The sequence below is a fragment of the Deltaproteobacteria bacterium genome, assembly GCA_016178705.1.
Lineage (GTDB): Bacteria > Desulfobacterota > Binatia > HRBIN30 > JACQVA1 > JACOST01.
This window is the reverse complement of the sequence record JACOST010000021.1, coordinates 1-24,053: the sequence shown is the minus strand read 5'-3', so window position 1 is coordinate 24,053 and position 24,053 is coordinate 1. Positions and strand designations below refer to the sequence as shown.

The 24,053-nt window shown below is 64.8% G+C and carries 27 protein-coding genes; 12 read left to right on the top strand and 15 right to left on the bottom strand.

Annotated elements, in window-relative coordinates:
• Positions 1-25: 25 nt before the first annotated feature.
• Positions 26-1,285 carry a HAMP domain-containing histidine kinase gene (locus HYR72_14865; protein MBI1816257.1) on the bottom strand — a complete coding sequence of 420 codons (1,260 nt, stop codon included), beginning with the start codon at positions 1,283-1,285 and terminating at the stop codon, positions 26-28.
• 218 nt (positions 1,286-1,503) lie between these two features.
• On the opposite strand from HYR72_14865, the gene HYR72_14860 reads away from it, so the two are divergent.
• From HYR72_14860 to HYR72_14830, 7 genes are all read left to right on the top strand, one after another.
• Positions 1,504-2,847: an ethanolamine ammonia-lyase subunit EutB gene (locus tag HYR72_14860; protein ID MBI1816256.1), complete on the top strand. Its 1,344-nt coding sequence runs from the start codon at positions 1,504-1,506 to the stop codon at positions 2,845-2,847.
• Positions 2,844-3,548: an ethanolamine ammonia-lyase subunit EutC gene (gene eutC / locus HYR72_14855; protein ID MBI1816255.1), complete on the top strand. Its 705-nt coding sequence runs from the start codon at positions 2,844-2,846 to the stop codon at positions 3,546-3,548. The genes HYR72_14860 and eutC overlap by 4 nt, the downstream gene beginning before the upstream one ends.
• A gap of 63 nt (positions 3,549-3,611) precedes the next feature.
• Positions 3,612-3,992 carry a GxxExxY protein gene (locus HYR72_14850; protein ID MBI1816254.1) on the top strand — a complete coding sequence of 127 codons (381 nt, stop codon included), beginning with the start codon at positions 3,612-3,614 and terminating at the stop codon, positions 3,990-3,992.
• Positions 3,993-4,039: 47 nt separating this feature from the next.
• Complete coding sequence (locus tag HYR72_14845) at positions 4,040-4,681, top strand: DNA-3-methyladenine glycosylase 2 family protein (GenBank protein ID MBI1816253.1); 642 nt, start codon at positions 4,040-4,042, stop codon at positions 4,679-4,681.
• A 50-nt stretch (positions 4,682-4,731) separates the two neighbouring features.
• Complete coding sequence (locus HYR72_14840; GenBank protein ID MBI1816252.1) at positions 4,732-5,718, top strand: ABC transporter ATP-binding protein; 987 nt, start codon at positions 4,732-4,734, stop codon at positions 5,716-5,718.
• A gap of 14 nt (positions 5,719-5,732) precedes the next feature.
• Positions 5,733-6,701, top strand: coding sequence for a dipeptide ABC transporter ATP-binding protein (locus tag HYR72_14835; protein ID MBI1816251.1), 969 nt, complete (start codon positions 5,733-5,735; stop codon positions 6,699-6,701).
• A 137-nt stretch (positions 6,702-6,838) separates the two neighbouring features.
• Positions 6,839-7,222: a polymer-forming cytoskeletal protein gene (locus HYR72_14830; GenBank protein ID MBI1816250.1), complete on the top strand. Its 384-nt coding sequence runs from the start codon at positions 6,839-6,841 to the stop codon at positions 7,220-7,222.
• A gap of 44 nt (positions 7,223-7,266) precedes the next feature.
• Here the strand turns inward: HYR72_14830 and rplS are convergent, their stop codons facing one another.
• The 12 genes from rplS to HYR72_14770 all read right to left on the bottom strand — a co-directional run bounded on the left by rplS (position 7,267) and on the right by HYR72_14770 (position 16,603).
• Positions 7,267-7,644, bottom strand: coding sequence for a 50S ribosomal protein L19 (rplS, locus tag HYR72_14825; protein ID MBI1816249.1), 378 nt, complete (start codon positions 7,642-7,644; stop codon positions 7,267-7,269).
• Positions 7,645-7,691: 47 nt separating this feature from the next.
• Complete coding sequence (locus HYR72_14820) at positions 7,692-8,252, bottom strand: RNA methyltransferase (protein MBI1816248.1); 561 nt, start codon at positions 8,250-8,252, stop codon at positions 7,692-7,694.
• Positions 8,245-8,982 (bottom strand): tRNA (guanosine(37)-N1)-methyltransferase TrmD, encoded by a 738-nt coding sequence (trmD, locus tag HYR72_14815; GenBank protein MBI1816247.1) that lies wholly within the window; start codon positions 8,980-8,982, stop codon positions 8,245-8,247. The genes HYR72_14820 and trmD overlap by 8 nt, the downstream gene beginning before the upstream one ends.
• 3 nt (positions 8,983-8,985) lie before the next feature.
• On the bottom strand, positions 8,986-9,540 hold the full coding sequence (gene rimM, locus HYR72_14810) for a 16S rRNA processing protein RimM (protein MBI1816246.1): 555 nt from the start codon (positions 9,538-9,540) through the stop codon (positions 8,986-8,988).
• A 15-nt stretch (positions 9,541-9,555) separates the two neighbouring features.
• Positions 9,556-9,792: a KH domain-containing protein gene (locus HYR72_14805; GenBank protein MBI1816245.1), complete on the bottom strand. Its 237-nt coding sequence runs from the start codon at positions 9,790-9,792 to the stop codon at positions 9,556-9,558.
• Entirely contained in the window at positions 9,789-10,073 is a 285-nt protein-coding gene (gene rpsP / locus HYR72_14800) for a 30S ribosomal protein S16 (protein ID MBI1816244.1), read from the bottom strand. Before rpsP ends, HYR72_14805 begins: the two co-directional genes overlap by 4 nt.
• A gap of 35 nt (positions 10,074-10,108) precedes the next feature.
• A complete protein-coding gene (gene ffh / locus HYR72_14795; GenBank protein ID MBI1816243.1) occupies positions 10,109-11,440 on the bottom strand; it encodes a signal recognition particle protein in 1,332 nt (443 codons plus the stop codon).
• A gap of 127 nt (positions 11,441-11,567) precedes the next feature.
• A complete protein-coding gene (locus HYR72_14790) occupies positions 11,568-11,891 on the bottom strand; it encodes a hypothetical protein (GenBank protein MBI1816242.1) in 324 nt (107 codons plus the stop codon).
• Positions 11,892-11,967: 76 nt separating this feature from the next.
• Positions 11,968-12,366 carry a hypothetical protein gene (locus HYR72_14785; GenBank protein ID MBI1816241.1) on the bottom strand — a complete coding sequence of 133 codons (399 nt, stop codon included), beginning with the start codon at positions 12,364-12,366 and terminating at the stop codon, positions 11,968-11,970.
• A gap of 188 nt (positions 12,367-12,554) precedes the next feature.
• Positions 12,555-14,909 carry a GAF domain-containing sensor histidine kinase gene (locus HYR72_14780; GenBank protein MBI1816240.1) on the bottom strand — a complete coding sequence of 785 codons (2,355 nt, stop codon included), beginning with the start codon at positions 14,907-14,909 and terminating at the stop codon, positions 12,555-12,557.
• A 72-nt stretch (positions 14,910-14,981) separates the two neighbouring features.
• Positions 14,982-15,854: a hypothetical protein gene (locus HYR72_14775; GenBank protein MBI1816239.1), complete on the bottom strand. Its 873-nt coding sequence runs from the start codon at positions 15,852-15,854 to the stop codon at positions 14,982-14,984.
• 20 nt (positions 15,855-15,874) lie between these two features.
• A complete protein-coding gene (locus HYR72_14770) occupies positions 15,875-16,603 on the bottom strand; it encodes a hypothetical protein (protein ID MBI1816238.1) in 729 nt (242 codons plus the stop codon).
• 217 nt (positions 16,604-16,820) lie between these two features.
• Here HYR72_14770 and HYR72_14765 point away from each other — a divergent pair, with 217 nt between their 5' ends.
• Complete coding sequence (locus HYR72_14765) at positions 16,821-17,693, top strand: alpha/beta hydrolase (GenBank protein MBI1816237.1); 873 nt, start codon at positions 16,821-16,823, stop codon at positions 17,691-17,693.
• 21 nt (positions 17,694-17,714) lie between these two features.
• Here HYR72_14765 and HYR72_14760 read toward each other — a convergent pair whose 3' ends face one another.
• Positions 17,715-19,142 carry a PQQ-binding-like beta-propeller repeat protein gene (locus HYR72_14760; protein MBI1816236.1) on the bottom strand — a complete coding sequence of 476 codons (1,428 nt, stop codon included), beginning with the start codon at positions 19,140-19,142 and terminating at the stop codon, positions 17,715-17,717.
• 94 nt (positions 19,143-19,236) lie between these two features.
• On the bottom strand, positions 19,237-19,386 hold the full coding sequence (locus HYR72_14755; protein MBI1816235.1) for a hypothetical protein: 150 nt from the start codon (positions 19,384-19,386) through the stop codon (positions 19,237-19,239).
• Positions 19,387-19,599: 213 nt separating this feature from the next.
• Here HYR72_14755 and HYR72_14750 point away from each other — a divergent pair, with 213 nt between their 5' ends.
• The 4 genes from HYR72_14750 (at position 19,600) to HYR72_14735 (ending at position 23,765) form a co-directional block, all read left to right on the top strand.
• Complete coding sequence (locus tag HYR72_14750; protein MBI1816234.1) at positions 19,600-21,252, top strand: acyl-CoA synthetase; 1,653 nt, start codon at positions 19,600-19,602, stop codon at positions 21,250-21,252.
• A gap of 81 nt (positions 21,253-21,333) precedes the next feature.
• On the top strand, positions 21,334-22,254 hold the full coding sequence (locus HYR72_14745; GenBank protein ID MBI1816233.1) for an SAM-dependent methyltransferase: 921 nt from the start codon (positions 21,334-21,336) through the stop codon (positions 22,252-22,254).
• On the top strand, positions 22,247-22,870 hold the full coding sequence (locus tag HYR72_14740; GenBank protein MBI1816232.1) for a TetR/AcrR family transcriptional regulator: 624 nt from the start codon (positions 22,247-22,249) through the stop codon (positions 22,868-22,870). The genes HYR72_14745 and HYR72_14740 overlap by 8 nt, the downstream gene beginning before the upstream one ends.
• A gap of 4 nt (positions 22,871-22,874) precedes the next feature.
• A complete protein-coding gene (locus HYR72_14735; GenBank protein ID MBI1816231.1) occupies positions 22,875-23,765 on the top strand; it encodes an SAM-dependent methyltransferase in 891 nt (296 codons plus the stop codon).
• Positions 23,766-24,053: the final 288 nt, after the last annotated feature.

The window sequence follows — 24,053 nt, the reverse complement described above, 5'->3', positions numbered from 1 at the left end:
CGATTCTGCCGCCAACCTAGCGCCTTCACGGTCGCGCGGGCAGGCGTATGCGGAACACCGTACCGCGGCCATCGGCGCTCTCGGCACTGATCTCACCGCCGAGGGCATCGACCAGTTGCCGCACGATGTGAAGTCCGAGACCGGCACCGCCGTGCTGCCGTGAGACCTCGCCATGTGCCTGCTCGAACGGCTCGAAGAGCGTCGGCAGCGCCGCCGGCGGAATGCCCGCCCCGGTGTCGCGCACGACGATCTCCGCTCCGGTCGCGTCCGTCGCCACGTCGACTTCGACCCGGCCCTGCTCGGTAAACTTGAGCGCGTTGCCTACCAGGTTGCGCAGCACCATCTTCAACTTGAGTCGATCCGTCTGCAGCGGGTGCGACGCGGCGGCGCGCCACTCCAATTGCACGTTGGGCTTGGTCGGCGGACGAACAATCTCGCCGCGCAACTCCGCCACCAACTCGTTCAGGTCAACCGGCTGCAGATCCAATCGCATGTCGCGCGCGTCGAACCGGTTGAGATCGAGGGTCGCCGTCAACACGTCCCGCATCTCCACCGCGCACTCGTACGCTCGCCGAGCCGTCTCCGCTTGCTTCTCATTGAGCGGCCCGGCGACGCCCTCGAGGAGCAGATCATTGTAGCCCATCACCGCCCCGATCGCGTTGCGTAGTTCGTGCGACATGGTGGCCACGAATCGTTCCCGCACCTCGTTGGCGTGCCGGAGATCGGCTTGCGTCTGCGCCAATGCCAGCCGATGACGCTCGAACACGGCGGCAAGGTACACCGAGATCGCCAACCCGATGAACGCGGCGACCTGCAAATACCCCAACACCGCGGCCAGGTCGCCCTGCACCACCACCGCGTTGATCCACATCATCGCGATGCCAAACGCCACCGTCACCGCCTGCGCCGTGGCGCCCCACGGCAACAACGCGGCGGCGCAGATGCTGATGATGATGAAGCTCGCCGGCGCCGCCTGGACCTCGCCGATCACGAACGTCGATTGGATCATGCCGATGGCGTAGAGCGAGCAAATCGACAGCGCCGCGAGTTCGAGCGCTCGTGCCTGCGCCCGTGGCTGCCGCATCGCCCAGAGCAAGAGTGCCACTTGCGCCGCCATGATGCTCTTGAGCAGATACAGCATGCCGAGGTGAGCGGGACTTTGTACCCAGTCGGCGACCGCGAACAGCAGCAGGCCCGCGAGAACGCACACACCTCCCACCTGCATCCGACGGAGCACCAGGCTGAGCCGCTCATCGTCGGACACACGCCGCCAGTCACGCGCCACGAAACCTCCCTCCCGCACGGCATCTCTAGCACGAGACGTTTAGAAAAATCTTGCAGAGAAATCTTGCCGAGAAGTCTGGCGAGAAGCCGGGCCGCCTCGCAGGTGTCGGCCAAGAGTCGCGATGAGCAGCCGCCACAACTTTGATGTTGGATTGAAGCCGACGCCGCGGACCACTAACGACGCTTGACGTCGTGCGGCAGCGCTCCGTATGCTCGGGCATGCCCTTCAGCGCGGACGGCTACACGTTCGCCTCGCTCGCGGAGGTGATGGCGAAAGCGAATGAGGAGAAGTCGGGCGATCAGCTCGCCGGCCTCGCCGCCGCCGATGCCAAGGAACGCGTCGCCGCGAAGACCGCGCTCGCCGACGTGCGGCTGCGGGCCTTCGTCGACGAACCGTTGCTGCCGCCGGAAGCGGACGAACTGAGCCGCGCGTTTCTGAACGAACTCGATCACTCCATCTATCAATCAATCGCCGATTGGACGGTTGGCGAGCTGCGGGAGCATCTGCTCGCTGATGCCAGCGACGCGGTGATCGCGCTGCGTCCGGGACTGTTGCCCGAGATGGTCGCGGCGGTGGCAAAATTGATGTCGAACCTCGACCTGATGCTGGCCGCGAAGAAGCTGCCGGTGATCGTCGCCGGGCGCAGCACGCTCGGGCAGAGCGGACGGCTGGCGACGCGCATCCAACCGAATCATCCGCGCGACGGCGTCGACGGCGTGCTCGCGAGTACCCTCGAAGGGCTGAGCTTCGGATGCGGCGACGCGGTGCTCGGTATCAATCCGGTCGACGATCGCATCGAAGTGGTGCAGCGCCTCGCCGACGCGCTGCAATCGACGCGTGAGCGTCTCGAGGTTCCGACGCAGGTCTCCGTGCTCGCGCACGTGACCACGCAGATGCGCGCGCTCGAAATCGGCGCGCCGCTCGATCTGCTGTTTCAATCGGTCGGCGGCACGCAGGCGGCCAATCGCGCCTTCGGCATCGACCTCAAGCTCCTCGACGAAGGCGATGCGATCATTCGCGCCAAGAGTCGGCTCACCGGCCCGGCACGTTGGTACTTCGAGACTGGGCAGGGCTCCGAGCTGTCGAGCGCGGCGCACGCGGGGCTCGATCAGCTCACGCTCGAAGCGCGCTGCTACGGCGTGGCCCGGCGCTATCAGCCGCTGCTCGTCAACACTGTGGTCGGCTTCATCGGCCCCGAGTATCTCTACGACGCTCGCCAAGTGATCCGGGCCGGGCTCGAAGATCACTTCATGGGTAAGCTGCTCGGCGTCCCGATGGGCGTCGACGTTTGCTACACGAATCACATGGCCGCCGATCAGAACGATCTGGAGAATCTCGCCGTGCTGCTGACTGCCGCCGGCTGCAACTACTTCATGGCGCTGCCGATGGGCGATGACTGCATGCTGAACTACCAGAGCTCGTCGTTCCACGACGCCGGCGCGCTGCGCGAGCTGCTCGACTTGCGCCCGGCACCGGAGTTCGAGGCGTGGCTCGAATCACGCGGGCTGATGGAACACGGCCGCCTGACCGCGCGCGCCGGCGATGCGCGGGTGTTGTTGTGACCTTCGATCTCGAGCGCGCCCGCCGCGCAACGCCGGCGCGTCTCAACGTGGGCCGAGCCGGCGCACGGCCGCGCACGGCAACGTGGCTGCAGTTCCAACGCGATCACGCCGCGGCGCAAGATGCTGTGTGGAGCGAGTGGAGTCCGCCCTTTCTCGATCGTCTGTGCGACTTGGGCTTCGTCCTCGTCACGTCGAGCGCGGCGAACCGTCTCACGTACATTCGCCAGCCCCCGCTCGGCCGGCACCTGCCACCAGCAGAACTCGATCGCATCCGCGCGCAAAGTCCCGAGCGCGTCGCCATTCAACTCGTGCTCTCCGACGGCCTGTCGGCGCACGCGGCCGAGGCTCATTTCGAACGGCTATATCCAACCCTGCGCAATCATCTCAAGCGCCTCGGCACGCTCGGTGTGCCGGTGGCAGTGCGCAACGGGCGCGTAGCGGTTGCCGACGCGATCGGCGAGGTGGCCGGCGCGCAATTGGTTGTGCATCTGATCGGCGAGCGTCCGGGGCTCGGCACCGCCGACAGTCTCGGCTGCTACCTCACCTTTCATCCCGGCCCGAGCACCACCGACGCCGACCGCAAATGCGTCTCCAACATTCGCCCACTGGGGTTGAGCCCGGACGAAGCCGGCGCAACCATCGCCGGCATCTGCCGGCGGATTTTGGAGCGTGAGTCGTCGGGGACGGATTTGGAACTGTAGGGGACGGATTCGGAATTCAACGCAAAGGCGCAAGGACGCTAAGACGCAAGGCGGAGAGAGCGAGTGAACGAGAACGATCTCAGTCGCGTAATCTTTGAATGTGCGATCGAAGTTCATCGAACGCTTGGGGGACCAGGATTGCTGGAGAGCGTGTACGAAGAGGCTCTGTTGTGGGAGCTGGACCAACGTGGATTGCGCATGCAGCGACAAGTGTCGTTGCCGATTCCCTACAAAGACCACATCCTCGCCAACCCGCTTCGCATCGATCTCATCGTCAACAACTCGGTCATCGTTGAATGCAAGGCCACTGCGCAGCACAGCCCGTTGTTTGAGGCCCAGATTCTCACCGACCTGCGCTTGACTGGTATGAAACTCGGGATGGTAATCAACTTCGGGGAGCGTTTGGTTAAGGATGGTATCCGTCGTGTGGCCAACGGTCTCTGAGTTCCGCCTTGCGTCTTAGCGCCCTTGCGCCTTTGCGTTACCTTCCTATGACCTCCCTCACTCCACTCACGCCCGCCCGTCGCGCCGCTGGCGTGCGGCACCTGCGCGGCGCGGACGACCGGCTGGCGCACATCATCACCGCGGTGGGTCCCTGCCGCCTCGAAGTACACGACGACAACATCTTCCGCTCCCTGTTTCGCGCCGTGCTCTACCAACAACTCGCGGGCGCCGCCGCCGCCGCGATCGAGCGACGAGTGAAGGCGTTGTTCGGCGGCCGCGTGCCGGCACCCGCACGTTTCGTCACGGCGTCGGACACGGCGTTGCGTGCGGCCGGGTTGTCGCGGCAGAAGACCGCCTACCTGCGCGACCTCGCCGACCACTTCGCCAGCGGCAAGCTCTCGTCGCAACGGTTGCGGCACTTGCCCGACGAAGACGTGATCGCCGCGGTCACCGCGGTAAAGGGAATCGGCGAGTGGACCGCGCACATGTTGCTGCTCGGCGGCCTCGGCCGCCCCGATGTCTTGCCCGTCGGCGACTACGGCATTCGCAAAGCCGCGCAGTTGCTCTACGCGCTCGACGAGCTACCGCGGCGAGACGCGCTGGAAGCGATCGCTGAACCCTGGCGCCCGTATCGCTCGATCGCGTCGTGGTATCTGTGGCGGAGTCTGGATACCAAGATCGTCGGCTAAGCAGTCGTGCTCAGTTTCCCTTCCGCAGCGAGGCTGCTAGGAAGGACCCCGTGGCGTTGCTGGAAATTCGCGACTTGCGCGTGACCTTTCGCACGCGCAACGGTGACGGGTGCGCGGTGGACGGCGTGTCGTTGTCGCTCGATGTCGGACGCACGCTCGGGGTCGTGGGCGAGTCGGGCTGCGGCAAGACGATGACCGCGCTGTCGGTGCTCCGCCTAGTGCCGCCACAGGCGCGCATTGCCGGTGAGATCATCTTCGACGGGCGCAAGCTGCTCGACCTCAGCGAACGCGACATGCGCGGCGTACGCGGCAACGACATCGCGATGATCTTTCAGGAGCCGATGTCTTCGCTCAACCCGGTGTTCACCGTCGGCAACCAGATCGCGGAAGCGGTGCGGTTGCATCAGGGGCTCGGCCGGCAAGCGGCGCGCGCAAAAGCCATCGAGATGCTCAAGCTGGTGGAAATCGCCGAACCGGAGCGTCGCGTCGACGAGTATCCGCACCAGCTCAGCGGCGGCATGCGCCAGCGGGTGATGATCGCCATGGCGTTGTCGTGCAATCCGCGGCTGCTCATCGCCGACGAGCCCACCACCGCACTCGATGTGACGATTCAAGCGCAGATCCTCGATCTGATCGGCGGCCTGCGCGATCGCCTCGGGATGGCGCTGCTGCTCATCACCCACGATCTCGGCGTGGTAGCCGAGCGCGCCGACGACGTCGCCATCATGTACGCCGGCCGTGTGGTCGAGCGCGCGCCGGTGACCACCATCTTTGCCCACCCGTTGCACCCGTACACTCGCGGGTTGCTGCGTTCGGTGCCCAAGGTGGGCAACGAGAAAGCTCGCCGACTCGAAACCATCGCTGGGGTGGTGCCAAACTTGTTCGATCTGCCGAGCGGCTGTCGCTTCCGCGATCGCTGTCCAATCGCGATCGCGCCCTGCGCCACCACCGATCCACCACTCAACGCCTACGGCGCCGATCACTTCGCGGCGTGCATCCGCGCCCACGAGACGGGCGTTGCCGGAGTCCATGCATGACGCCCCCGGCCGGCATGACGCCGCTGGTCGAAGTGCGCGGGCTGATCAAGCACTTCCCTGTGGGCACCGGATTCTTCGGCCGCGGCACGCAGCAGGTGCGCGCGGTCGATGGCATCGATCTCACCATCAACCCGGGCGAGACGCTCGGCATCGTCGGCGAGTCGGGTTGCGGCAAGTCGACGCTCGGGCGGCTGGTCTTGCGCCTGCTCGAACCGACCGCCGGCGAGGTGATCTTCGACGGCGTGAACTTGCAATCGCTGAGCGCCGCGGCGTTGCGCGCCAAGCGACGCGAGATGCAGATCATCTTTCAGGACCCGTACGGCTCGCTGAACCCGCGCATGCGCGTCGGCACGATCGTCGGCGAGGGGCTCGACATTCATGCCATTGCTCGCGGAGAGGAGAAGCGGCAGTTGGTGATGAAGCTGCTCGAACGCGTCGGCCTGCGTCCCGATGCGTACGAGCGATATCCGCACGAGTTCAGCGGTGGCCAGCGCCAGCGCATTGGCATCGCGCGGGCGCTCGCGGTGCGACCGCGACTGATCGTCTGCGACGAGCCTGTTTCCGCACTCGACGTGTCGATCCAGGCGCAGATCATCAACTTACTGCAAGACCTGCAGACCGAATTCGGCCTCGCGTACCTTTTCATCGCGCACGACCTGCGCGTGGTCGAGCACATCAGCCACCGCGTGGCGATCATGTATCTCGGGAAAATCGTCGAGCTGTCGGAGAGCGTCGAGCTGTATCGCAACCCGCGCCATCCGTACACTCGCGCGCTGCTGTCGGCGGTGCCGGTTCCCGATCCCACCAGCAAGCGCGCGCGCATCATCCTACCGGGCGACGTACCGAGTCCGATCAATCCGCCACCGGGTTGTGCGTTCCATCCGCGCTGTGCCCACGCCGAGGCGCGCTGCCGGAAAGAATTGCCGCCACTAGTTGCAGGACGCGGGGGTCATGCGGTAGCTTGTCCCGTATTCCCTGCATGAGGGAGGGGAAGGAGGATGCCGTGAATTGGAGACGGCCGGGAGGAGGGCCCGCAGCAAGTGGGCGGGAACGCAGCATACCAACCAATCCGGTGACGACTGCCACCACAGCACCTGCGGTGAACAAGTCGCCGGGAGCCATGATGCCGTCACACGCGATGCCGCGCTCGTTGCTGGGTGCCGACACCGTGGTGACTGGTCGGTTGAGTTTCACCGTACCGACGCGCATCGACGGCACCTTGCGGGGCGAGGTGCGCGCCAGCGAACTGCTGGTGATCGGCGAAGATGGTTTCGTCGACGGCACCGTGCGTGCGCTGAAGCTGATCGTGCTGGGCAAGATGCGTGGTGACGTTCGTGGCGCCGAGCGGGTTGAGATCGGTCCGGGTGGCCAACTCACCGGCACCATCGAGACCCGCAGTCTCGTGGTCGCCGACGGCGGCCAGTTGGATGGCGATTGCCGGATTCAGCCGGCACGCGACAATGTCGTGCCGTTGCACACCGTCGCCGCGGCCCCCGAGGCGTAGCCGAAGCGACGCGTCTCTCGCAGCCCTCGGCAGCGTGAGTTCGGCTAGCTCGCCGCCGGGGTGGCGGTGTCGGTTCGCGCTGGGGCCTCTTCTTCGATGCGGGCGGCCTTTCCGGACAGCTCGCGCAGATAGTACAGCTTGGCGCGCCGCACCTGGCCGCGCGTCATGACTTCGATCTTGGCGATGCGCGGCGAGTGAACCGGGAACGTCCGTTCGACCCCGACCCCGTAGGACCGCTTACGCACCGTAAACGTCGCCCGATTGGCGCCGCGGGAACGGCGAATGACGACCCCTTCGAAGACCTGAATGCGCTCCTTGTCACCCTCGACCACTCGGACGTGGACGCGCAGGGTGTCGCCCGCCTTGAAAACCGGGACATCTGTCCTCAATTGCTCGCGCTCGATCGTATCGATCAGGGTCATGACATCACCTCGTTGGAAGGGGAACGTGTGGAAAAGAGGGGCTTCTTCTAGCGCGGCGCACGCAGCCGGTCAAGAATGACCGCGGCCGCCGCCCGTACCGAGAGATGATTGTAGTCGCTCGGCCCGATCAACGGCTCGAGCAATCCGTCGACGCGATCGAGCACGGCGGGGGCGAGCCCCCACCCGGTTCCCAGCAGGAGCAGCCGCGGTTCGGCCGCGTGCTCGATCTGTCGGCGCAGTTCGGCGAAGGTCAGGCGATCGCCCCGCGATCGCGCCGAGGTCGCGATCACCACCGGGCGCGTGCCGGCCTCGCGTTCGATGGCGATCATCACGTCGTCGAGATCGTTGGCGAGCGCCACAAGGGCGAGCGCATCCTTGCGAGTGGCGTTGTAGGTGCTGCCGTAGCCGGTCTGCCAGTGCTCAATGATTTTGGCGACCAGCGCGTGCAACGTCTTCACTGGTGTGGCGACGAAGAATCGACTGACTCCATAGGTGCGGCAGGTCCGCGCGATGTCGTGAACGTCCATGTTCGTCACCGCGCTGGTGACGATCAGACCGTTCTTATCGAGGACGGGAAAATGGATCAGCGCCAGGTAGAGATCAGCCATGGCGAGGGCGCGGCGGACGGAGCGAGAGCAAGGCGCGCTCGGCCTCGCTCAACGAGAGGCGCTCGAACAGATCGGGGCGCCGTGCTGCAGTGCGCTGCAATGCTTGCGCGCGGCGCCAACGTCGAATCGTCTCGTGATCGCCCGACAGCAACACTGGCGGAACCTCACGTCCGCGAAACTCGGGCGGTCGCGTGTATTGCGGATACTCGAGCACACCGTCTTGAAACGACTCGGCCACCGCCGACTCGGCGGCGCCGAGCACGCCGGGCACCAGTCGACTCACGGCATCGATCACCACAAGCGCGGCGATTTCCCCCCCGGAGAGCACGTAGTCACCGACCGAAATTTCATCGTCGACGAACTCGCGCACCCGCTCGTCGACGCCTTCATAACGGCCGCAAACGAGTGCGAGCGCGGGTAGTGCGGCCAGTTCTGCCGCAACCGTTTGAGTCAGCACGCGACCTTGCGGTGACAACAGGATGCGCCGCGGCCGTGTTGGACCGTCGCCGGTGGCCTCGATTGCGGCCACCAGCGGTTCCGGCTTCATCACCATCCCCGGCCCGCCGCCGTAGGGAGCATCGTCGGTCACCCGGTGTTTGTCGGTCGCGTAGTCGCGGACGTTGTAGCGCACGAACTCGATCGCGCCGCGCTCCTGCCCCTTTTGCAGCATCGACGCGCGGAGCACGGAGTCGAAGAGTTCCGGAAACAACGTGACGAGGTGAAAGCGCATCGCTCAGTCCAACAAGCCCGGGAGCGGGTCGATGACCAAGCGGCCGCCGGCCACGTCGATTTCGCGGACGATGTCTTCGATCAATGGAATCAGGTGCTCGCCGGATTCACCGCGAACCACACAGACGTCATTGCTGCCGGTTGCCATCACACTATCCACGATCCCCAGATCGCGCCCATCCAGCGTATAGACGCTCAAACCGATCAGCGAATGATGATAGACCTCACCGGGACGCGCCGCTGGCAATGCGGCCATGGCGATGCACAGTTCGGCGCCGATCAGCGCTTCGGCAGCCGTCGCCGAGTCGACACCTTCGACGACTAACAGGCGAAACAGTTTATGGGCGCGCACACTCCGTAGCCGCGCGGGCTGCGTGCGATCGGCCCAGCGCAGCACGACGGTCTGGCCGGGTTGCAGTGTGTCCGAGTCGGGGTTGTACGGCAGCAAGCGCACTTCGCCGCGGATCCCGTGGGTGTTGACGATCGTGCCGAGGGGGCACAGCGGCTCGTCAGGCGCGCCGTGGGTAGCGGAAAGAGCAGTGAAGTCGGCGGGCGGCACCGGTGAACGGGCCGCCTACTTGTTTTCGAGGATCTCGAGCATCACCTTGCGGTTGGTGCGCGAGGCGGCGGCATTGAGAATCGTCCGAATCGACTTGGCGGTGCGGCCTTGTTTGCCGATGATCCGCCCCAGATCCTCTTGCGCCACTCGGAGTTCCAGGACGGAGGCGGTTTCCCCCTGGGTCTCCTTCACCTCGACGGCATCTGGATGGTTCACCAGATAGCGCGCCAGGTATTCGACCAACTCCTTCATGATGACGACGTGTCTCCCTCTGCTGGAGCCGCGACAATCCGGCTGATCCCGGACTTCTTGAGCAGTTCCGACACGGTGGCACTCGGGCGGGCGCCGGTGCGCAGCCAGCGGGTCAGTTTTTCTTTGCGGAACTCGAGCCGAACCGGGGTCGTCGTCGGGTCATAGATCCCGACTTGATCCAGGTTGCGGCCGTTGCGCGGGGCACGCGAGTCGGCAACGACGATACGGTAGAAGGGATGTTTCTTCCCGCCGAAACGGGCCAAACGGATGGTGGTAGGCATGCGACTCTCTTACTCCTCTCCCCGAAGTGGGGCAATCAGTTGGGCAGCCCGGGACGCATCCCGGGGCGTGCGAACTTGCTCATGTGCTTCATGACCTTCTTGGTCTCGACGAACTGCTTGAGAAATCGATTGACGTCGGCGACGCTGGTGCCGCTGCCCAGCGCAATGCGCTTGCGCCGGCTGCCGTTCAGGATCGTGTGATTGCGGCGCTCCTCTTTGGTCATCGAGCTGATGATGGCCTCGATGTGGCGCAGCTCGCCTTCCGCGCCGTCCAGATCGACGCCTTTGACGAGCTTCTTCATGCCGGGAATCATCTTCATCAGATCGGCCATGTTGCCCATCTTGCGCAGCGCGCGAATCTGATCGCGGAAGTCGTCGAGCGTGAATTCGTTGCGACGGAGTTTGTCTTGCAGCGCCAACGCTTGCTTCTGATCGTAGACGCTTTCGGCTTTCTCGATCAGTGTCAGGATGTCACCCATCCCCAGAATGCGCGCGGCCATACGATCAGGATGGAAGACTTCCAACGCGTCGACCTTCTCCCCGATGCCACCGAAGAGAATCGGCGCACCAGTCACCGCGCGGACCGACAGCGCCGCACCGCCGCGGGCATCGCCGTCGAGTTTGGTGAGGATCACGCCGGTGAGTCCGATGCGTTGATGAAACCCGGTGGCCGCGTTCACGGCGTCCTGCCCAGTCATGGCATCGATCACGAGCACGATGCGCTGCGGGTTGACTGCCGCCTTGATACGCTCCAGTTCGGCCATTAGCTCGTCGTCGACATGCAAACGACCGGCGGTGTCGATCAGCACGATCTGGTGGCCCTGCTGGCGCGCCAGCGCCACCGCATCGCGACACAACGCCACGGGATCCGCACTGGCGTCGGATGGATGAACTGGGCACCCGACTTGCGCGCCCAGCGTGGTGAGCTGCTGAATCGCAGCCGGCCGGTACACGTCTGCGGGGACCAGGTATGGCGCCGGTCGTCCACTGTGCATCAGGTGACGAGCAAGCTTGGCGACCGTGGTGGTTTTGCCCGCACCGTTGAGGCCGACCAGCATGATGACGAGGGGCGGCGGCCCCGCAAGGTCCAGATCCACCGCGCGCCCGCCCATCAAGTCGGCCAACTCGGTGTTGACGATCTTGATGAAATGCTGTTCGGGGGTCAGGCTCGCAAGCACTTCTTGGCCGACCGCCTGTGCACGGACGCGATCGAGGAAATCTTTGACAACCTGGAAGTTGACGTCGGCTTCAAGCAGAGCGAGTCGGACGTCGCGCAACGCTTCATCGATGTTGCGCTCGGTAATCTTGCCGTGCCCACGCAGCCGCTTGATGGTGCGCTCAAACTTTTCCGAGAGGTTGTCGAACATAGTAGGAGGATGCGCCCGCGGCGGCAGGCGAGAAATTCAAGGACCGCCGAAGCTATAGAACGGGGTACGGCTTGTCAACAAAGCCGCCGGCGCGAGCTGTCCGAATTAGGCGCCGGCAGTGCGAGACTTAGTCGACCACGACACCGCCTGCGCCACTATCGGCGGGCGTGCCCGTGCGCGCTTGCAGGTCTTGCAGGCGACGTTCGACATCCTTCTTGTCACGGTCGAGGATGGCCATCTGGCTCTTGAGCGTGTCGCGCTCTTTGACCAGGACACCCACGCGATCCTCAAGCTGAGTCACCTGCTCTTGCAACTGCCCTGCCTGGCCCCAGAATTTGTAACCAATCAGCAAGCCCGCGAACACGGCGACCAACAGCACGACCAGCCGCTGCGTGTACGTCCAGACTTTATCTCTAAGTTCGACCGCTTCGCTTTCTGCCTGTGTCGCCATGGGTCCTCCGCTTGTGGGGATAGGTCAAAGCCAACGCGGCCATACCACACCCGGTGAACGGAGGTAAAGTCGGCGGTCACGCCGCCGCGTGCAGCGTCACTGGCCGGAAGCGTTGGCGACGGAATGGCGCACGGCTGCGCTGGATCCGCCAATCGCTCAGGGCGCGGCGCACTGCGGCGGGTTGGAACCCGAACACTTCGCAGAGGTTGACGAACGAGAAGGCCCACTCCCAATCGTTGGCGCGAATCCAGCGTTCCGCCTCGCGGAAATCGGCGAGTTCGCGCCGGGTCGCTTGGCCAACGTTGCGGCGGTAGCAGTCAATCCCGTCAGCGAATACCGCCCACATCAACGCCCGCTCTCCCGACAGCCGGGTAGCGTTGTCGTTCGATCCGTAGAACTGCTCGGGCAAGACGTGGTCAGGTCCGAATAGTTCGTGCAGGAGAGTTTCCGGTTGCCAGGGTTGCTGCGCGGGCATTGTGTGCCTCCTTAAGGCGGGGACATGAGCCCAGCCATGTCATACGCTCAGCAATATGGCTGCCAGAACGTGGCAATGGGGATTAGCGGTCTGGGTCACGGCGGGTGATGTTGTTCTGTCGCCACCCGAAAGGAGAGTGTCAAAATGTGCTCGCCGGACGCCGCCGATCTGCCGCAACCGCGTGAGTCTCAGAGACGCGCCGACACCGCGACGGTGGCGTCAGCCGTCGGGGCCGTGGTAGCTCCCGCCGCCAGACGCGTCCCGACGGGCAAACGCACAAGGAACAGCGAACCCTTCCCCGGTTGACTGTTGACCTCGATCTGCCCGCCGAGCAGCGTAACAAACCGCCGGCACAGGTGCAGTCCCAACCCTACGCCATCGTGCGTATGGGTGTTGCCGCCCTGCACGAACATCTCGAAGATCTCGCCGATCTGCTCGGGCGGAATGCCGCAGCCAGTGTCGCGCACCTCGATGATGACGGTGTCATTGCCGTCGGGGCGGACACTGATTCGAACCGAGCCCTGAGTCGTAAACTTGAGCGCGTTGTGAACCAGATTGCGCACCACTGTGTGGAGCTTGCCGGTATCGGTCCACAGACGGCGCTCCGCCCCTTCGACGTCAAAGGTGAGATCGACATCCGGCTTCAGCCAGCGCGAAGGGATCTGCACCCGCATGCTTTCCACGATGTAGCCGATGGTGACCTCGACCCAGTCCAGCATCGGCACCCCAGCCTCCAATCGATTCAGATCAAGCGTGGCTTGCACCATCTGCAGCAAATCGAGAGCGCGATCGTGCAAGCGATCGAGAGCTTCGAGTTGGGCCGGCTGCACCGGTCCAAGCGTTTGATCGCGCAGAATGTCCGCGTAGCCCAGGATGGCATTGAGCGGCGTGCGCAACTCGTGCGACATCGCCGCCACGAACTCCGACTTGACGCGATTGGCGCCGCGCAACTGCTCGGCGAGATAGGCGTTCGTGAGCGCGACGACGCCGAGCTGCGCGAGGCCAGACAAGACCCGCCGTTCACGCGCCGAGAACGCGCCACTGCGTTCACTGTGCGAGACGACGATGATCGCGAGCGGGTCCGCCCCGCGCGCCAGCAACACCGTCAACGACGAGCGTACGTCCGACCGCTTGAGGAGTCCGGCCGGTACGAAATTCTGCGTGTCACGGTCGGCGATTTCCACTATCCCGCTGCGGCGCAATTCGCGGAAGAACGGAAACGCCTGGTCGTCGATGTCCATCGTCCGAAACTCCCCGATGTTCACGACGGGCAGCCCTGAGCCCACCACCGCAGTCAGTCGCCACCGCCCTTCGTCGTGACGGTACACCGCCGCGCCATCGCTGTGCAGAAGATCGCGCGCCAAGCTGGCCAGGCTTTGTTCGACCTGCTCGGGATCGAGCGAGCTGCCGATGGTTTCCGCTACGTGCAATAGCGCCGTCGCAATCTCGGCCGCCTCCTGTTGCTCCTCGTAGAGCCGTGCATTCTCCAGCGCCAGCGAGGCCTGCTCGGCCAGGCCGCGTGCCAGCATGCGTTCATGGTCGGTAAACGGAGCACGCGGTTCGCGATACATGAACGACACACTGCCGACGATGGTAGCGCCGCGGCGCATGGGTGCGATCAGCAACCCGCTGTAACCAAACTGCAGCAGCAGCTCGGCCGGGAACAGGGGCTGCTGGCGTACGTCGGGCAGCTCGATCAACGGTTGGGCGAGCAACTCCCAGCCGCCGGGGATGTCATCGACGGTCAAGTACATCGCACGCGCAGCGCGCGCTTCCGCCTCCGGCAACCCACACGCCTCGACGATGCGCATCCGGCCCCCTTCGATCAGATTGATGGCCCCGATTGGAGCGCCAAACACCTGCACGGCACGGCGCGCAAGGCGGGTGAGGACTTCGGCGCGGCTGAGGGTGGCGTTGAGTTCTTGGCTGATGTCGATCAGCGTCGTGGCGATCTCAGCCTCACGCCGCACGGCATCACGTGCTCTCACGGCGTCGCGGCGTTGCTGATCCGCAAGGTACGCACCGACCACGGTCACTGCGGCCACACTGGCAAGGGAGATCCACGCCACGGCTGGAGACAGCACGGAGAGCGCGCCGCCCGCCAAGGCCGCGGTGAAGCCCGCCAACGCGAATGCGGCGATGATGCCTTGAGCCCATGCCCCGATCGGGATCAACTGCGACAGGCCAACGAGCACGATCGTTAGCCACAGCGCGAACAGCTCTGCATTTGCCCGCACCGCCACGTTGTAGGCGGTCATGATGGTGAGGCCGATGAGTACCATCGCCACGATGACCGAGCGCGCTTGCGTCGCCTGCCCCATGCGCCGGTGCGCTCCATACGCCGCGGCGCCCAGAGCGAGCTGCGCCATGATGGCTGCCAACGAGGCGGTCAACCGCTCGGGATGATCCACCAGCTCGGCGACGCTGATCGCAATCAGTCCGAGGACAAAGACTCCCAGCGCCACCGGTGCGCCGCGTTGCAGCGCGCCGGCAATCTCACTCCGGAAACTGTCCCGGACCCCACTGGGCTCGGATGATTCCACGTCTCTCTCTCTAGTCCGTCCACCTATAACCGAGCCGGACCGAGGTAATCCACTGCTTTCTGTTTCACGGGGTCAGAACTCCACGACCACGCCCTCGCTCTCGTCGCTGTCGACCTCGGTGACCAGCACGCGCGCCCGCTTGTACGGCGCGAGCGGATAGAACAGATATCCCTCCGCCGAACCCTGTCGCGGGATCGTCGTGGCGGTAAACCGCTTGCTCTCCAACTGCTGCGGGAGCGCCGCCAGATCCGCGATCGGCGGCGCACCGTCGGCCGCCATCTTCGAACCCTGCTGCACGCGTTCGAGCACCTCGGCGACGGATAGCGGATGGACGCGCTCGCCGTCGGCGCGCGCCATCACGATCTCATCCGGGTCGAGACGATAGCTCCGCTCACTGCGGTTGTGCACCACCACGCGCACCGGTAACACGCCCGTCGCCGCGAAGTCGGCGGCAAAATCGATGCGCGCCGCTTGTCCGGGTGCCGGGGCAATCAGGACCTCGAAGCCTTGCTGCTTGCGCTGCGCCGGCGGCAACGCCGCTTGCTCCTTCGCCATCTTCGCCAGCGCCTGTTGCTGCGAGACCACGCCAGTGAATGTCAAGTAGAACGCGCGGTGCAATTCGATCTGGCCGAGCAGCTTGCCGTCCTCCGACGCATCCAGCGTTGGCCCGGCGCTGCCACAGGTGATCACCACAGTCGCACTCTTGGAACTGCCACGCTCGTCCAGCGTTCCCTTCACAACGCCCGTTCCTCCTGTCGGTGCCGGCGTGAACATCGTAATCGCGTAACCCATGGTCTTGAGCGTGTCGTGCGCGTAGCGGTTGGCCTGCTCGCACGACAGCGGTTGATCCTTGAGATCGAACTGGCGGATCGGCGGCGTGCAGCTGGCCAACACCAGCAGGCAAACGACGCACGCCGGTCGTGCGAGGACGAAATTCCGGGGCACACACTTCTCCTTGAGGCCGATCAGAACTCGATCGAAAACCCTTCCGGCTCGTCGCTTGATCGATCGGTGAGCACCACCCGGGCACGCGCGTACGACTTGAATGGAAAATAGAGAAAGCCGGTGAGCGTATCGTTGGGCGCGAGGTCGCGGTCGCGCAGCACCTTTTGTCGCAACGTCTCCGCGTCCGTGGCGTCGAAGTGCGCGGTGAGGTCGGCGACCTTCAAGTGCGTCGCGCGCGCGCCATCGCTAGTTTGCAGCACCAGGTCGTCGACGCGAAAGCCATACGTGCGCGGCGTATGGTTGGTGATGCGAACGCTGACCACCAGGAAGGCGTCACCCGGACTGACGCCCAGCGTGCCGCCGTCACGTTCGGGTGTGACGAGCACGTCGAGACCAGTTTCAGCGGCGGCTCGCGGCGGCGCCTTGACCGCCGCGGCGGCCTCGAAGCTGCGTTGGAACTCGCTCGGAAACGTGATCGCTGCCAACCCTTCCTGGTCCGTGGTCGCTTCGATCTCGGCGCCCATCGCGGTGCAGAACACCTGCACCACCAAGCTCTGCGTGCTACCACCCGAGTCGCGCGAGGCGGTGATCATGCCCGGCGTCCCCGGCGTGGGCCTGGTCACCGTGTTGATCGTGTAGCTCAACCGCCGCACCGCGGCAGCAGCGACGCGTTGCGCGTCGACGCAGGTCAGCCCCTTCTGCTGGATCCGCATGCTGCGTGAGATGCACCCGACAATAGTCAGAGTCATCAGCAATGCCGCGGTCCGCGTCACACACCGACGATCCACGTTTCTCGTGCCAGTCTTCATCTTCGGCCGGTTCCCCATTGCGGCATTCAATCACGTCCGCACCGCCCATTTCAAAGCATTCCGACTGCGCCGCCTCTTTGGGGAGTACTGTGTGAAGACAGTACCCTTCGGCGATGCGGCTGGCGTATCCTCAGCCCCCACGCTATCGTCTCGCGCGATGGCAGACGCGTTGATCGGACCGACCTCGCACTACTTCTACTCGCAGCGGCTGAAGCTCCACTATGTCGATTGGGGCAATCACGACAAACCGCTGCTGCTCCTCGTCCACGGCGGCCGTGATCACGCGCGCAATTGGGATTGGGTGGCGCAGCACCTGCGTCACGACTACCACATCATCGCGCCCGACCTCCGCGGTCACGGCGACTCGCAGTGGTCGGTCGGCGGTATGTACGCGATGATCGACTACACGCTCGACGTCGCGCAGTTGCTCGATGCGGTCGCGATCTTTCCCATCACCATCATCGGCCACTCGCTCGGCGGTTCGATCGCGCTGCAATACACCGGCACGTATCCCGATCGAATCAAAAAGATCGTCGCCATCGAGGGGCTCGGGCCGCCGCCCGGAATGATCCGCGAACGCCCGGCGCAAGAGCGCATGCTCGAATGGATCGCCGAGATGAAGGCGCTCTCCCGCCGCCATCCGCGCCGCTACAAGAACCTCGACGAGGCCGTCGAACGCATGCGCGACGCCAACCCGCACCTCTCGCCTGAGCAGGCGCGCCACCTCACCATCCACGGTTGCTACCGCGACGAAGATGGGACGTATCTGTGGAAGTTCGACAACTACGTGCGCGCCGCCTCACCGTATCTCTTCAATATGAAGGACGCCCGCGCACTGTGGAGTCAGATCACCTGCCCCGTGCTGCTGGTCCGCGGCACCGAGTCGTGGGCCTCCGATCCCGAGAAAGACGGGCGGGCCACTGCGTTCAAAAACTACAAGCTGGTCAACATCGAGCGCGCCGGCCACTGGGTGCATCATGACCAGCTCGATGTGTTTCTGAAGCACGTGCGGGAGTTTCTTGCCGATTGAGAACGTGACCGAGCGGCTCGCCTAGTTCGCGCTCGGTTGCGCGCCGCCGTGGCTCGCCATCTCCCACAACGCGACCTGCCCCGCCGTGTCGCCCGATACCAGCGTGGCGCCGGCCCACGCGAGGCCGAGCACTTGCGAGTGGTGCCATTGGAGTTGCTCGATCAACGCTCCGGTGGCGACCGCGTACACCCGGATGATTCCATCGAGGCCGGCGGTCGCGACGCGCTGTTCGTCCTCGCTGACGCCGAGACGTGCAAGCGCTTTGCCGAGCGGAGTCGCGTAGGCGAGTTCACCAGTCCCGACATCCCACGCGCGCAGCACGCCGTCATCGCCGACGGCGAATACGCGGGTACCTGCGATCGTGAGCGCGCGCGCCGGACCGCGCGCACCGCTGAGTGTGCGCAGCACGGCCCCCGTTGCTTGCTCGAACAAAACAATCGGCCCCGCTTCGCTACCGACCGCTACCGTTCGACCGTCCGGCGCAGCCGCGACCGTGGCGGCCTCGCGCTCGACCGGAAAGCGCACGAGTTCGTGCCCATCGGCGGCACTGATGAGATGCGCGGCACGATCGTAGAAGGCAGTGAGCAACAGCGCATCGCCAGTGCGCGACCACGCGACGGCGCGCACGACACCACCCGGCGTCGGCAGTTCGCGCACGAGTTGCCCGCTGCTGATGGTATAGCGCAGCAAGCGACTTTCGACCGCGACCACAGCGTCGCGCCCGTCGGGGCTCACGGCGATGGCGTTGACGGATTCCGCATGCGGCGCTTCTTCCACCGGACCCGTGACCGGCGGCGACGCGACGAAGGCGACGCCCAGTTGGCCCGCCGGCAATCGCCAACCGCTGACGCCGACATCGACCGCAGCGATCAACGCCGTCGCGTTGTCCGGCGTTGTGGCGACCGCAGTGATCGCGCGTGCGAAGGTCATGGTACAGCGGGGCAACCGCGATCCGTCTGCGCTCGACGCGGTCAGCGGCACGCAGCCAGCCGCCGGCACGCCCGGCGCCCCAACTGCGCCGGCCGTCAGCGGCAACTGGAAGTTCATCTCGACGGATTGTCCGTCGTGCACCAACTCGACGTGGGCGTTCACCGACGCGCCCGTGACGCTGGGCCCGCTGGCTTCTAACCGGTCCTCACGCGCCACCAGTGGCAGCGTAACCGGCTGACCGGCGACGCGCAGCGTGACCGACCCATTCACGTTGGCCAGCGGCAGCGGCCGCCGCCACACGTCGCTGAGATACACCTGCACCCGCCCATCGGATGCGGCCAGCGCTTCGAGGTGAATCATGCCGGCCATCGCCACAATCCCGCCGTGATGCGGCGTGTGATCGTGCAGCCCCGGCCGGCCTTCGGTGACCGGCGTGGGCGATGGCGAGGCCGGTTGCGCGGGTTCACGACTGCACGCGGTCGCGGCCAGCGCCATAAGCAGCGCCGTCGATCTTATCATGGCCACCGCATCGTCGGTTGGCCTAGCGGATCGCCGGATGTCCGAGGACCGATCGGGTGGATCTGACCGATCGGGCGTACCAATGATGGCGGGTCTATTGCGCCGACTTGTTCGCCGCCGCTTGCGGCGCGGCGGCCTTTTGCTGCTCCAACGTGGCGCGCAGCGCACGCATTTCCATTCGACGCAGGTTGCGCTGGCGCTGCTGGCGATAGTGGCGCGCCTTGTCTCCGCTCTTCAATCCCATGGTGGTCGACTCCTTTGTCCCTTCAAGAGGACCCGACGCATAGCGGATCGGCGCGCGCGGCTCAAATCCGTGCTCGTGGCTCGTGGTTCGTGCTCGTCGGGAAGCTATCTCAGCAGGGTTCACGATCACGAATCACGGGGACGAGTCGCGATTTGCCTTGCGTACCCAATCCTGGCAGAGCACAGCACCAGATCTCGACAGGAGTTGGTCATCATGCCTGGGTTCAATCTCGCTGAAATCAACGAGGCGATCGCCGCGGCCATTCCCGAGCGCGAATGCATCGTCTATCGCGACCGCCGCATCAGTTGGCAGGAATTTACGACCCGTACGCGCCAGCTTGGCAACTTCCTGCGCAGCCGCGGTCTCGGCTGCCATCAGGAGCGCGCGACGCTGCAGAACTTCGAGTCGGGCCAAGACCACCTTGGCATCTACCTCTACAACGGCAACGAGTACCTCGAAGGCATGATCGGCGCCTACAAGGCGCGGGTGGCGCCGTTCAACGTCAACTACCGCTATGTCGAAGACGAGCTGGTCTACCTGCTCAACGATGCCGATTGCCGCGCGCTGATCTACCACGCCCGCTTCGCGCCGACGTTGCAGAAAATCCGCGGCGACCTGCCCCACCTCGAAGTGCTGCTGCAGGTCGCCGACGAATCGGGCCACGGGTTGCTGCCGGGCGCGGTCGACTACGAAGACGCGGTGCGCGAATCGTCACCCGAGCGACCGCCGGTCGAGTGGTCTTCCGACGACCTCTATATCCTCTACACCGGCGGCACCACCGGGATGCCGAAGGGCGTGCTGTGGCGGCAAGAGGACATTTTCTTCGGCGCGCTGGGCGGGGCTCTCCCCGGCGGCATGAAGCACGAGTCGATCGGCAGCATTGTCGAGATGGCGAAGGCCAGCTCGATGCGCGCGCTTCCCGCACCGCCGTTCATGCACGGCGCCGCCCATTGGATGGCCTTCACCTGCTTTCATCAAGGCGGCACCGTCATCGTGCAAAATGATCCCGGCCACCTCGACCCGCACGACATTTGGTCGATCATCGAACGCGAGAAGATCGGCTTCCTCACCATTGTCGGCGACGCGTTCGGGCGGCCGCTGCTCGATCATCTGGGGAAGCAGACCTACGATCTGTCGAGTCTCACCATCCTGCTCTCCGGTGGCGCCATCCTCACACCCGCGTTGAAGCAGGAGTTCCTCGACAAGATCCCGCATCTCATGATCATCGACGGCTTCGGCGCGTCGGAAACCGGTGGGCAAGGCTCGCAGATCACGATGAAGGGTATGCCGGCCAGCACCGGCAGCTTCAAGATGAACGAGCAGACGATAGTGCTGACGCACGACCTCAGCGCGCAGGTGGCGCCCGGTAGCGACGAGAGTGGTTGGCTCGCGCGCAGCGGACACGTACCGCTCGGGTACTTCAAGGACGCGGAGAAGACCGCGAAAACGTTCCCGGTGGTCAACGGCGCGCGCTACGCGGTACCGGGTGACCACGCGAAGATCGGCGCCGATGGCGCCATCGTCGTGCTTGGTCGCGGCTCGGTCAGCATCAACTCGGGCGGCGAGAAGATCTATCCCGAGGAAGTCGAGAAGGCGCTCAAGCATCATCCGTCGGTGTACGACGCGGTGGTGGTCGGCACGCCGAACCCGCGCTTCGGTCAGCAAGTTACCGCGGTGGTGCAAGCGCGCGCCGGCGAAGTACCCGGCAAGGAGGAGCTGACCGAGTTCTGCGCCAATCACGTCGCCCGCTACAAGCTGCCCAAGGCGATCATCTACGTCGACGAAATGGTCCGCAGCCCAAGCGGCAAAGCGGACTATCGCTGGGCGAAGAAGATCGCCTTCGAGGCGTTGGGAATCAAGGAGTAGAGTTCGGCTGTAGGTTCCGGGCGGCCGGCGTCGCGGGAGGGATTGACATAGATAAATAGAACGAGCATTCGTTTTATTACCATGACTCCTGGAAACGCCAGCCGAACCGCCGAATTCATCGCGTTCGTTCGCGCCCTCGAATCGGCGCGCCCACCAGGCTCACGGCTATTCGCCGATCCCTTCGCGATTCACTTCCTGCGCTCGTCCCTTCGCCGCCTGGTCTGGTTGTCGCGCCTGCCACTGCTTGGGACATTGATCGCGTGGTATGCTGATCGGCGGATCCCGGGCGCACGCACGTCGGGCATCGCCCGCACGCGCCTGATCGACGACACGCTCAACCAGGCATTGCGCGACGGCATCGACCAAGTGGTGATCCTCGGCGCCGGATTCGATTGCCGCGCCTATCGGCTATCCGACATCGGCTCCGCGGTTGTCTTTGAGGTGGATCACCCGGCCACTCGCGCCGTGAAGCTTGCCCACTTGCGGCGCACGCTTCCCGCGATTCCGGAGAATGTCCATTTCCTCGAGATGGATTTTAATCGGCAGAGTTTGCCCGACACACTGCGGCAAGCCGGACTCGATCCGCTACGGCCGGCGGTATTTCTGTGGGAAGGCGTCACCAACTACCTCACCGGTGAGTCCGTCGATGCGGTACTTCGCTTCATTGCGAGCTGCGCTGCGGGCAGCCACCTCATCTTCACCTACGTGCATCGCGGCGCCCTCGATGGTTCTGGGCAGTTCGAGGACGCGGCGGGAATTCTGCGCGACGTCGAGCGATTGGGCGAGCCATGGACGTTTGGTCTCGATCCGAGCGAGCTGTCCGACTATCTGCGCCAGCACGGGCTGCAATTGGAGCGCGATGCCGGCGCACGGGAGTATCGCCGGCAGGCCTTCGGACCCGATGGGGAGCAGATGAAGGGATACGACTTCTATCACGTCGCGGTCGCCCGCGTTCCGCAGCACGCAGGTGACGCGATGACGCGCCGGGGGTCCGATGCCTAAAGTCAGCCGGTCCTACCTGGCGGCGCGGCGCAATCAGATTCTCGATGCCGCCGTCGCTTGCTTTGCACGCGAAGGATTCCACCGCGCAACCATGCAGGACATCGTCGCGCAGTCCAAGCTGAGCCCGGGAGCGATTTACAACTACTTCGACAGCAAGGAGGAAATCATCGAAGCGATCGCCGACGAGCGCCATGCGCGGGAGCAAGCGTTCATCGCGGCGGCGCAAAAGCAGTCGAACGTCGCGGACGCGCTGACTCACATTCGGGACGCCTTCTTCAGCGACCTCACCGACCCCAAGGAACGATTGCGGCGGCGCGTCAGCGTTCAGTTGTGGGCGGAGGCCCAACGCAACCCGAAGATTCTGAAGCTGGTCCGGCGCGGTATCGACCAGCCGCGCAAGCTCCTCTGCGCACTGATCGCCAAGGGACAACGCCGGAAGGAAATCCCGCGCGAGCTAGATCCGGACGCCACCGCTCGCTTCATGATCGCGGTGTTTCATGGCTTCGTGCTGCAAGCAGAATGGGATCATCACGTCGCGGTCGAACCCTACGTCGAAGTGCTGGACATCTGCCTGCAACGCATGCTGGGCGGCACGGCTTCAAAACCCGGTCGGTGAATCCGTGCGAGACGGGCGCGCAAGTCGCACTGCGGAACAGAACGCGCTCTTCCGCGCGATCGAGTCGGCGCTTCCCGTGCGCAGACGACTCTTCGAGGACCGCTTTGCTCGGACCTTCCTGACGTGGCCGCTCACCCTGGTGGCCAGGCTCGCGGCCATTCCCGGCCTTCGCGAGTTCGTGCCTCGCTACATCGACAACCGCTGGCCAGGGGTACGTTCCTCGGTGGTCGCTCGTACTAGGCTCATTGATGATGCAATCGCGGCTTCCATTCGCGAGCACATGGAACAGCTCGTCATCCTCGGTGCGGGGTTCGACTCACGGGCGTATCGCTTGCGGTGCTTGCGCGACACGACCGTCTTCGAAGTCGACCATCCCGATACGCAGGCAACGAAGCGAAAGGCGTTGGAACGTGTGCTCTTCATCGCGCCGACGCACGTTCGGTTCGTTGCCATCGACTTCAACCAGCGCGACTTGGCGTCCGTCATGGCCGCTGCCTGCTACCGCGAGTCGGTGCGCACTTTCTTTCTCTGGGAAGGTGTCACGAACTACCTGACGGAAGCCGCCGTCGATACGACCCTGCGGTGGTGTTCGCGCGCGTCGCCCGGCAGCCTTCTCCTGTTCACGTACGTTCACCGCGACGTACTCACGCGGCCAAGCGCATTCGACGGCACGAAGAATCTCTTCGCTTCGCTCGAGCGGGCCGGCGAGAAGCTGACTTTCGGAATCGACCCAAGCCAGTTGCCGGAGTTCCTCGCCGAGCGCGGCCTGTCTCTCGAAAGCGATCTCGGCGCCGCGGAGTATCGTCAGCGCTACTTCGGCGACGCCGCACGCAAGATGCACGGGCATGAGTTCTATCGCGTGGCGCTTGCCCGCGTTGGCAAGCCTGCCGCCTAACATCATATCTGGACGTTGAGCCACAGTGACCGCAGCGCGATGCACTGATGGCGCGCCGCGGCGGTCGCACTTCAAATTGCAGAAGGGAACTCAACGCAAAGTCGCAGAGGCGCGAAGGCGCAAAGTGGGGAGCCATGATACGCGGGTTTCTCTGCGTCTGCCATGGTTCGGTTTGTCAAGGGGCGGGATGAAAGCCACACCTCTTCTCTGCGGGGGCGGCGGGGTGGTGGTCCGCGCGCAGCCGCACCGGGCCACTGGCGTTGATGGTTGTCTCCCGGTGAACCTCCC

Coding starts and splice junctions, on each gene's coding strand:
- HYR72_14860 (MBI1816256.1), top strand. CDS start 1,504: ATGCCCTTCAGCGCGGACGGCTACACGTTCGCCTCGCTCGCGGAGGTG.
- HYR72_14845 (MBI1816253.1), top strand. CDS start 4,040: ATGACCTCCCTCACTCCACTCACGCCCGCCCGTCGCGCCGCTGGCGTG.
- HYR72_14835 (MBI1816251.1), top strand. CDS start 5,733: ATGACGCCGCTGGTCGAAGTGCGCGGGCTGATCAAGCACTTCCCTGTG.
- HYR72_14830 (MBI1816250.1), top strand. CDS start 6,839: ATGATGCCGTCACACGCGATGCCGCGCTCGTTGCTGGGTGCCGACACC.
- rplS (MBI1816249.1), bottom strand. CDS start 7,644: ATGACCCTGATCGATACGATCGAGCGCGAGCAATTGAGGACAGATGTC.
- HYR72_14820 (MBI1816248.1), bottom strand. CDS start 8,252: ATGGCTGATCTCTACCTGGCGCTGATCCATTTTCCCGTCCTCGATAAG.
- trmD (MBI1816247.1), bottom strand. CDS start 8,982: ATGCGCTTTCACCTCGTCACGTTGTTTCCGGAACTCTTCGACTCCGTG.
- HYR72_14805 (MBI1816245.1), bottom strand. CDS start 9,792: ATGAAGGAGTTGGTCGAATACCTGGCGCGCTATCTGGTGAACCATCCA.
- rpsP (MBI1816244.1), bottom strand. CDS start 10,073: ATGCCTACCACCATCCGTTTGGCCCGTTTCGGCGGGAAGAAACATCCC.
- ffh (MBI1816243.1), bottom strand. CDS start 11,440: ATGTTCGACAACCTCTCGGAAAAGTTTGAGCGCACCATCAAGCGGCTG.
- HYR72_14790 (MBI1816242.1), bottom strand. CDS start 11,891: ATGGCGACACAGGCAGAAAGCGAAGCGGTCGAACTTAGAGATAAAGTC.
- HYR72_14785 (MBI1816241.1), bottom strand. CDS start 12,366: ATGCCCGCGCAGCAACCCTGGCAACCGGAAACTCTCCTGCACGAACTA.
- HYR72_14770 (MBI1816238.1), bottom strand. CDS start 16,603: ATGACTCTGACTATTGTCGGGTGCATCTCACGCAGCATGCGGATCCAG.
- HYR72_14765 (MBI1816237.1), top strand. CDS start 16,821: ATGGCAGACGCGTTGATCGGACCGACCTCGCACTACTTCTACTCGCAG.
- HYR72_14760 (MBI1816236.1), bottom strand. CDS start 19,142: ATGATAAGATCGACGGCGCTGCTTATGGCGCTGGCCGCGACCGCGTGC.
- HYR72_14755 (MBI1816235.1), bottom strand. CDS start 19,386: ATGGGATTGAAGAGCGGAGACAAGGCGCGCCACTATCGCCAGCAGCGC.
- HYR72_14750 (MBI1816234.1), top strand. CDS start 19,600: ATGCCTGGGTTCAATCTCGCTGAAATCAACGAGGCGATCGCCGCGGCC.
- HYR72_14745 (MBI1816233.1), top strand. CDS start 21,334: ATGACTCCTGGAAACGCCAGCCGAACCGCCGAATTCATCGCGTTCGTT.
- HYR72_14740 (MBI1816232.1), top strand. CDS start 22,247: ATGCCTAAAGTCAGCCGGTCCTACCTGGCGGCGCGGCGCAATCAGATT.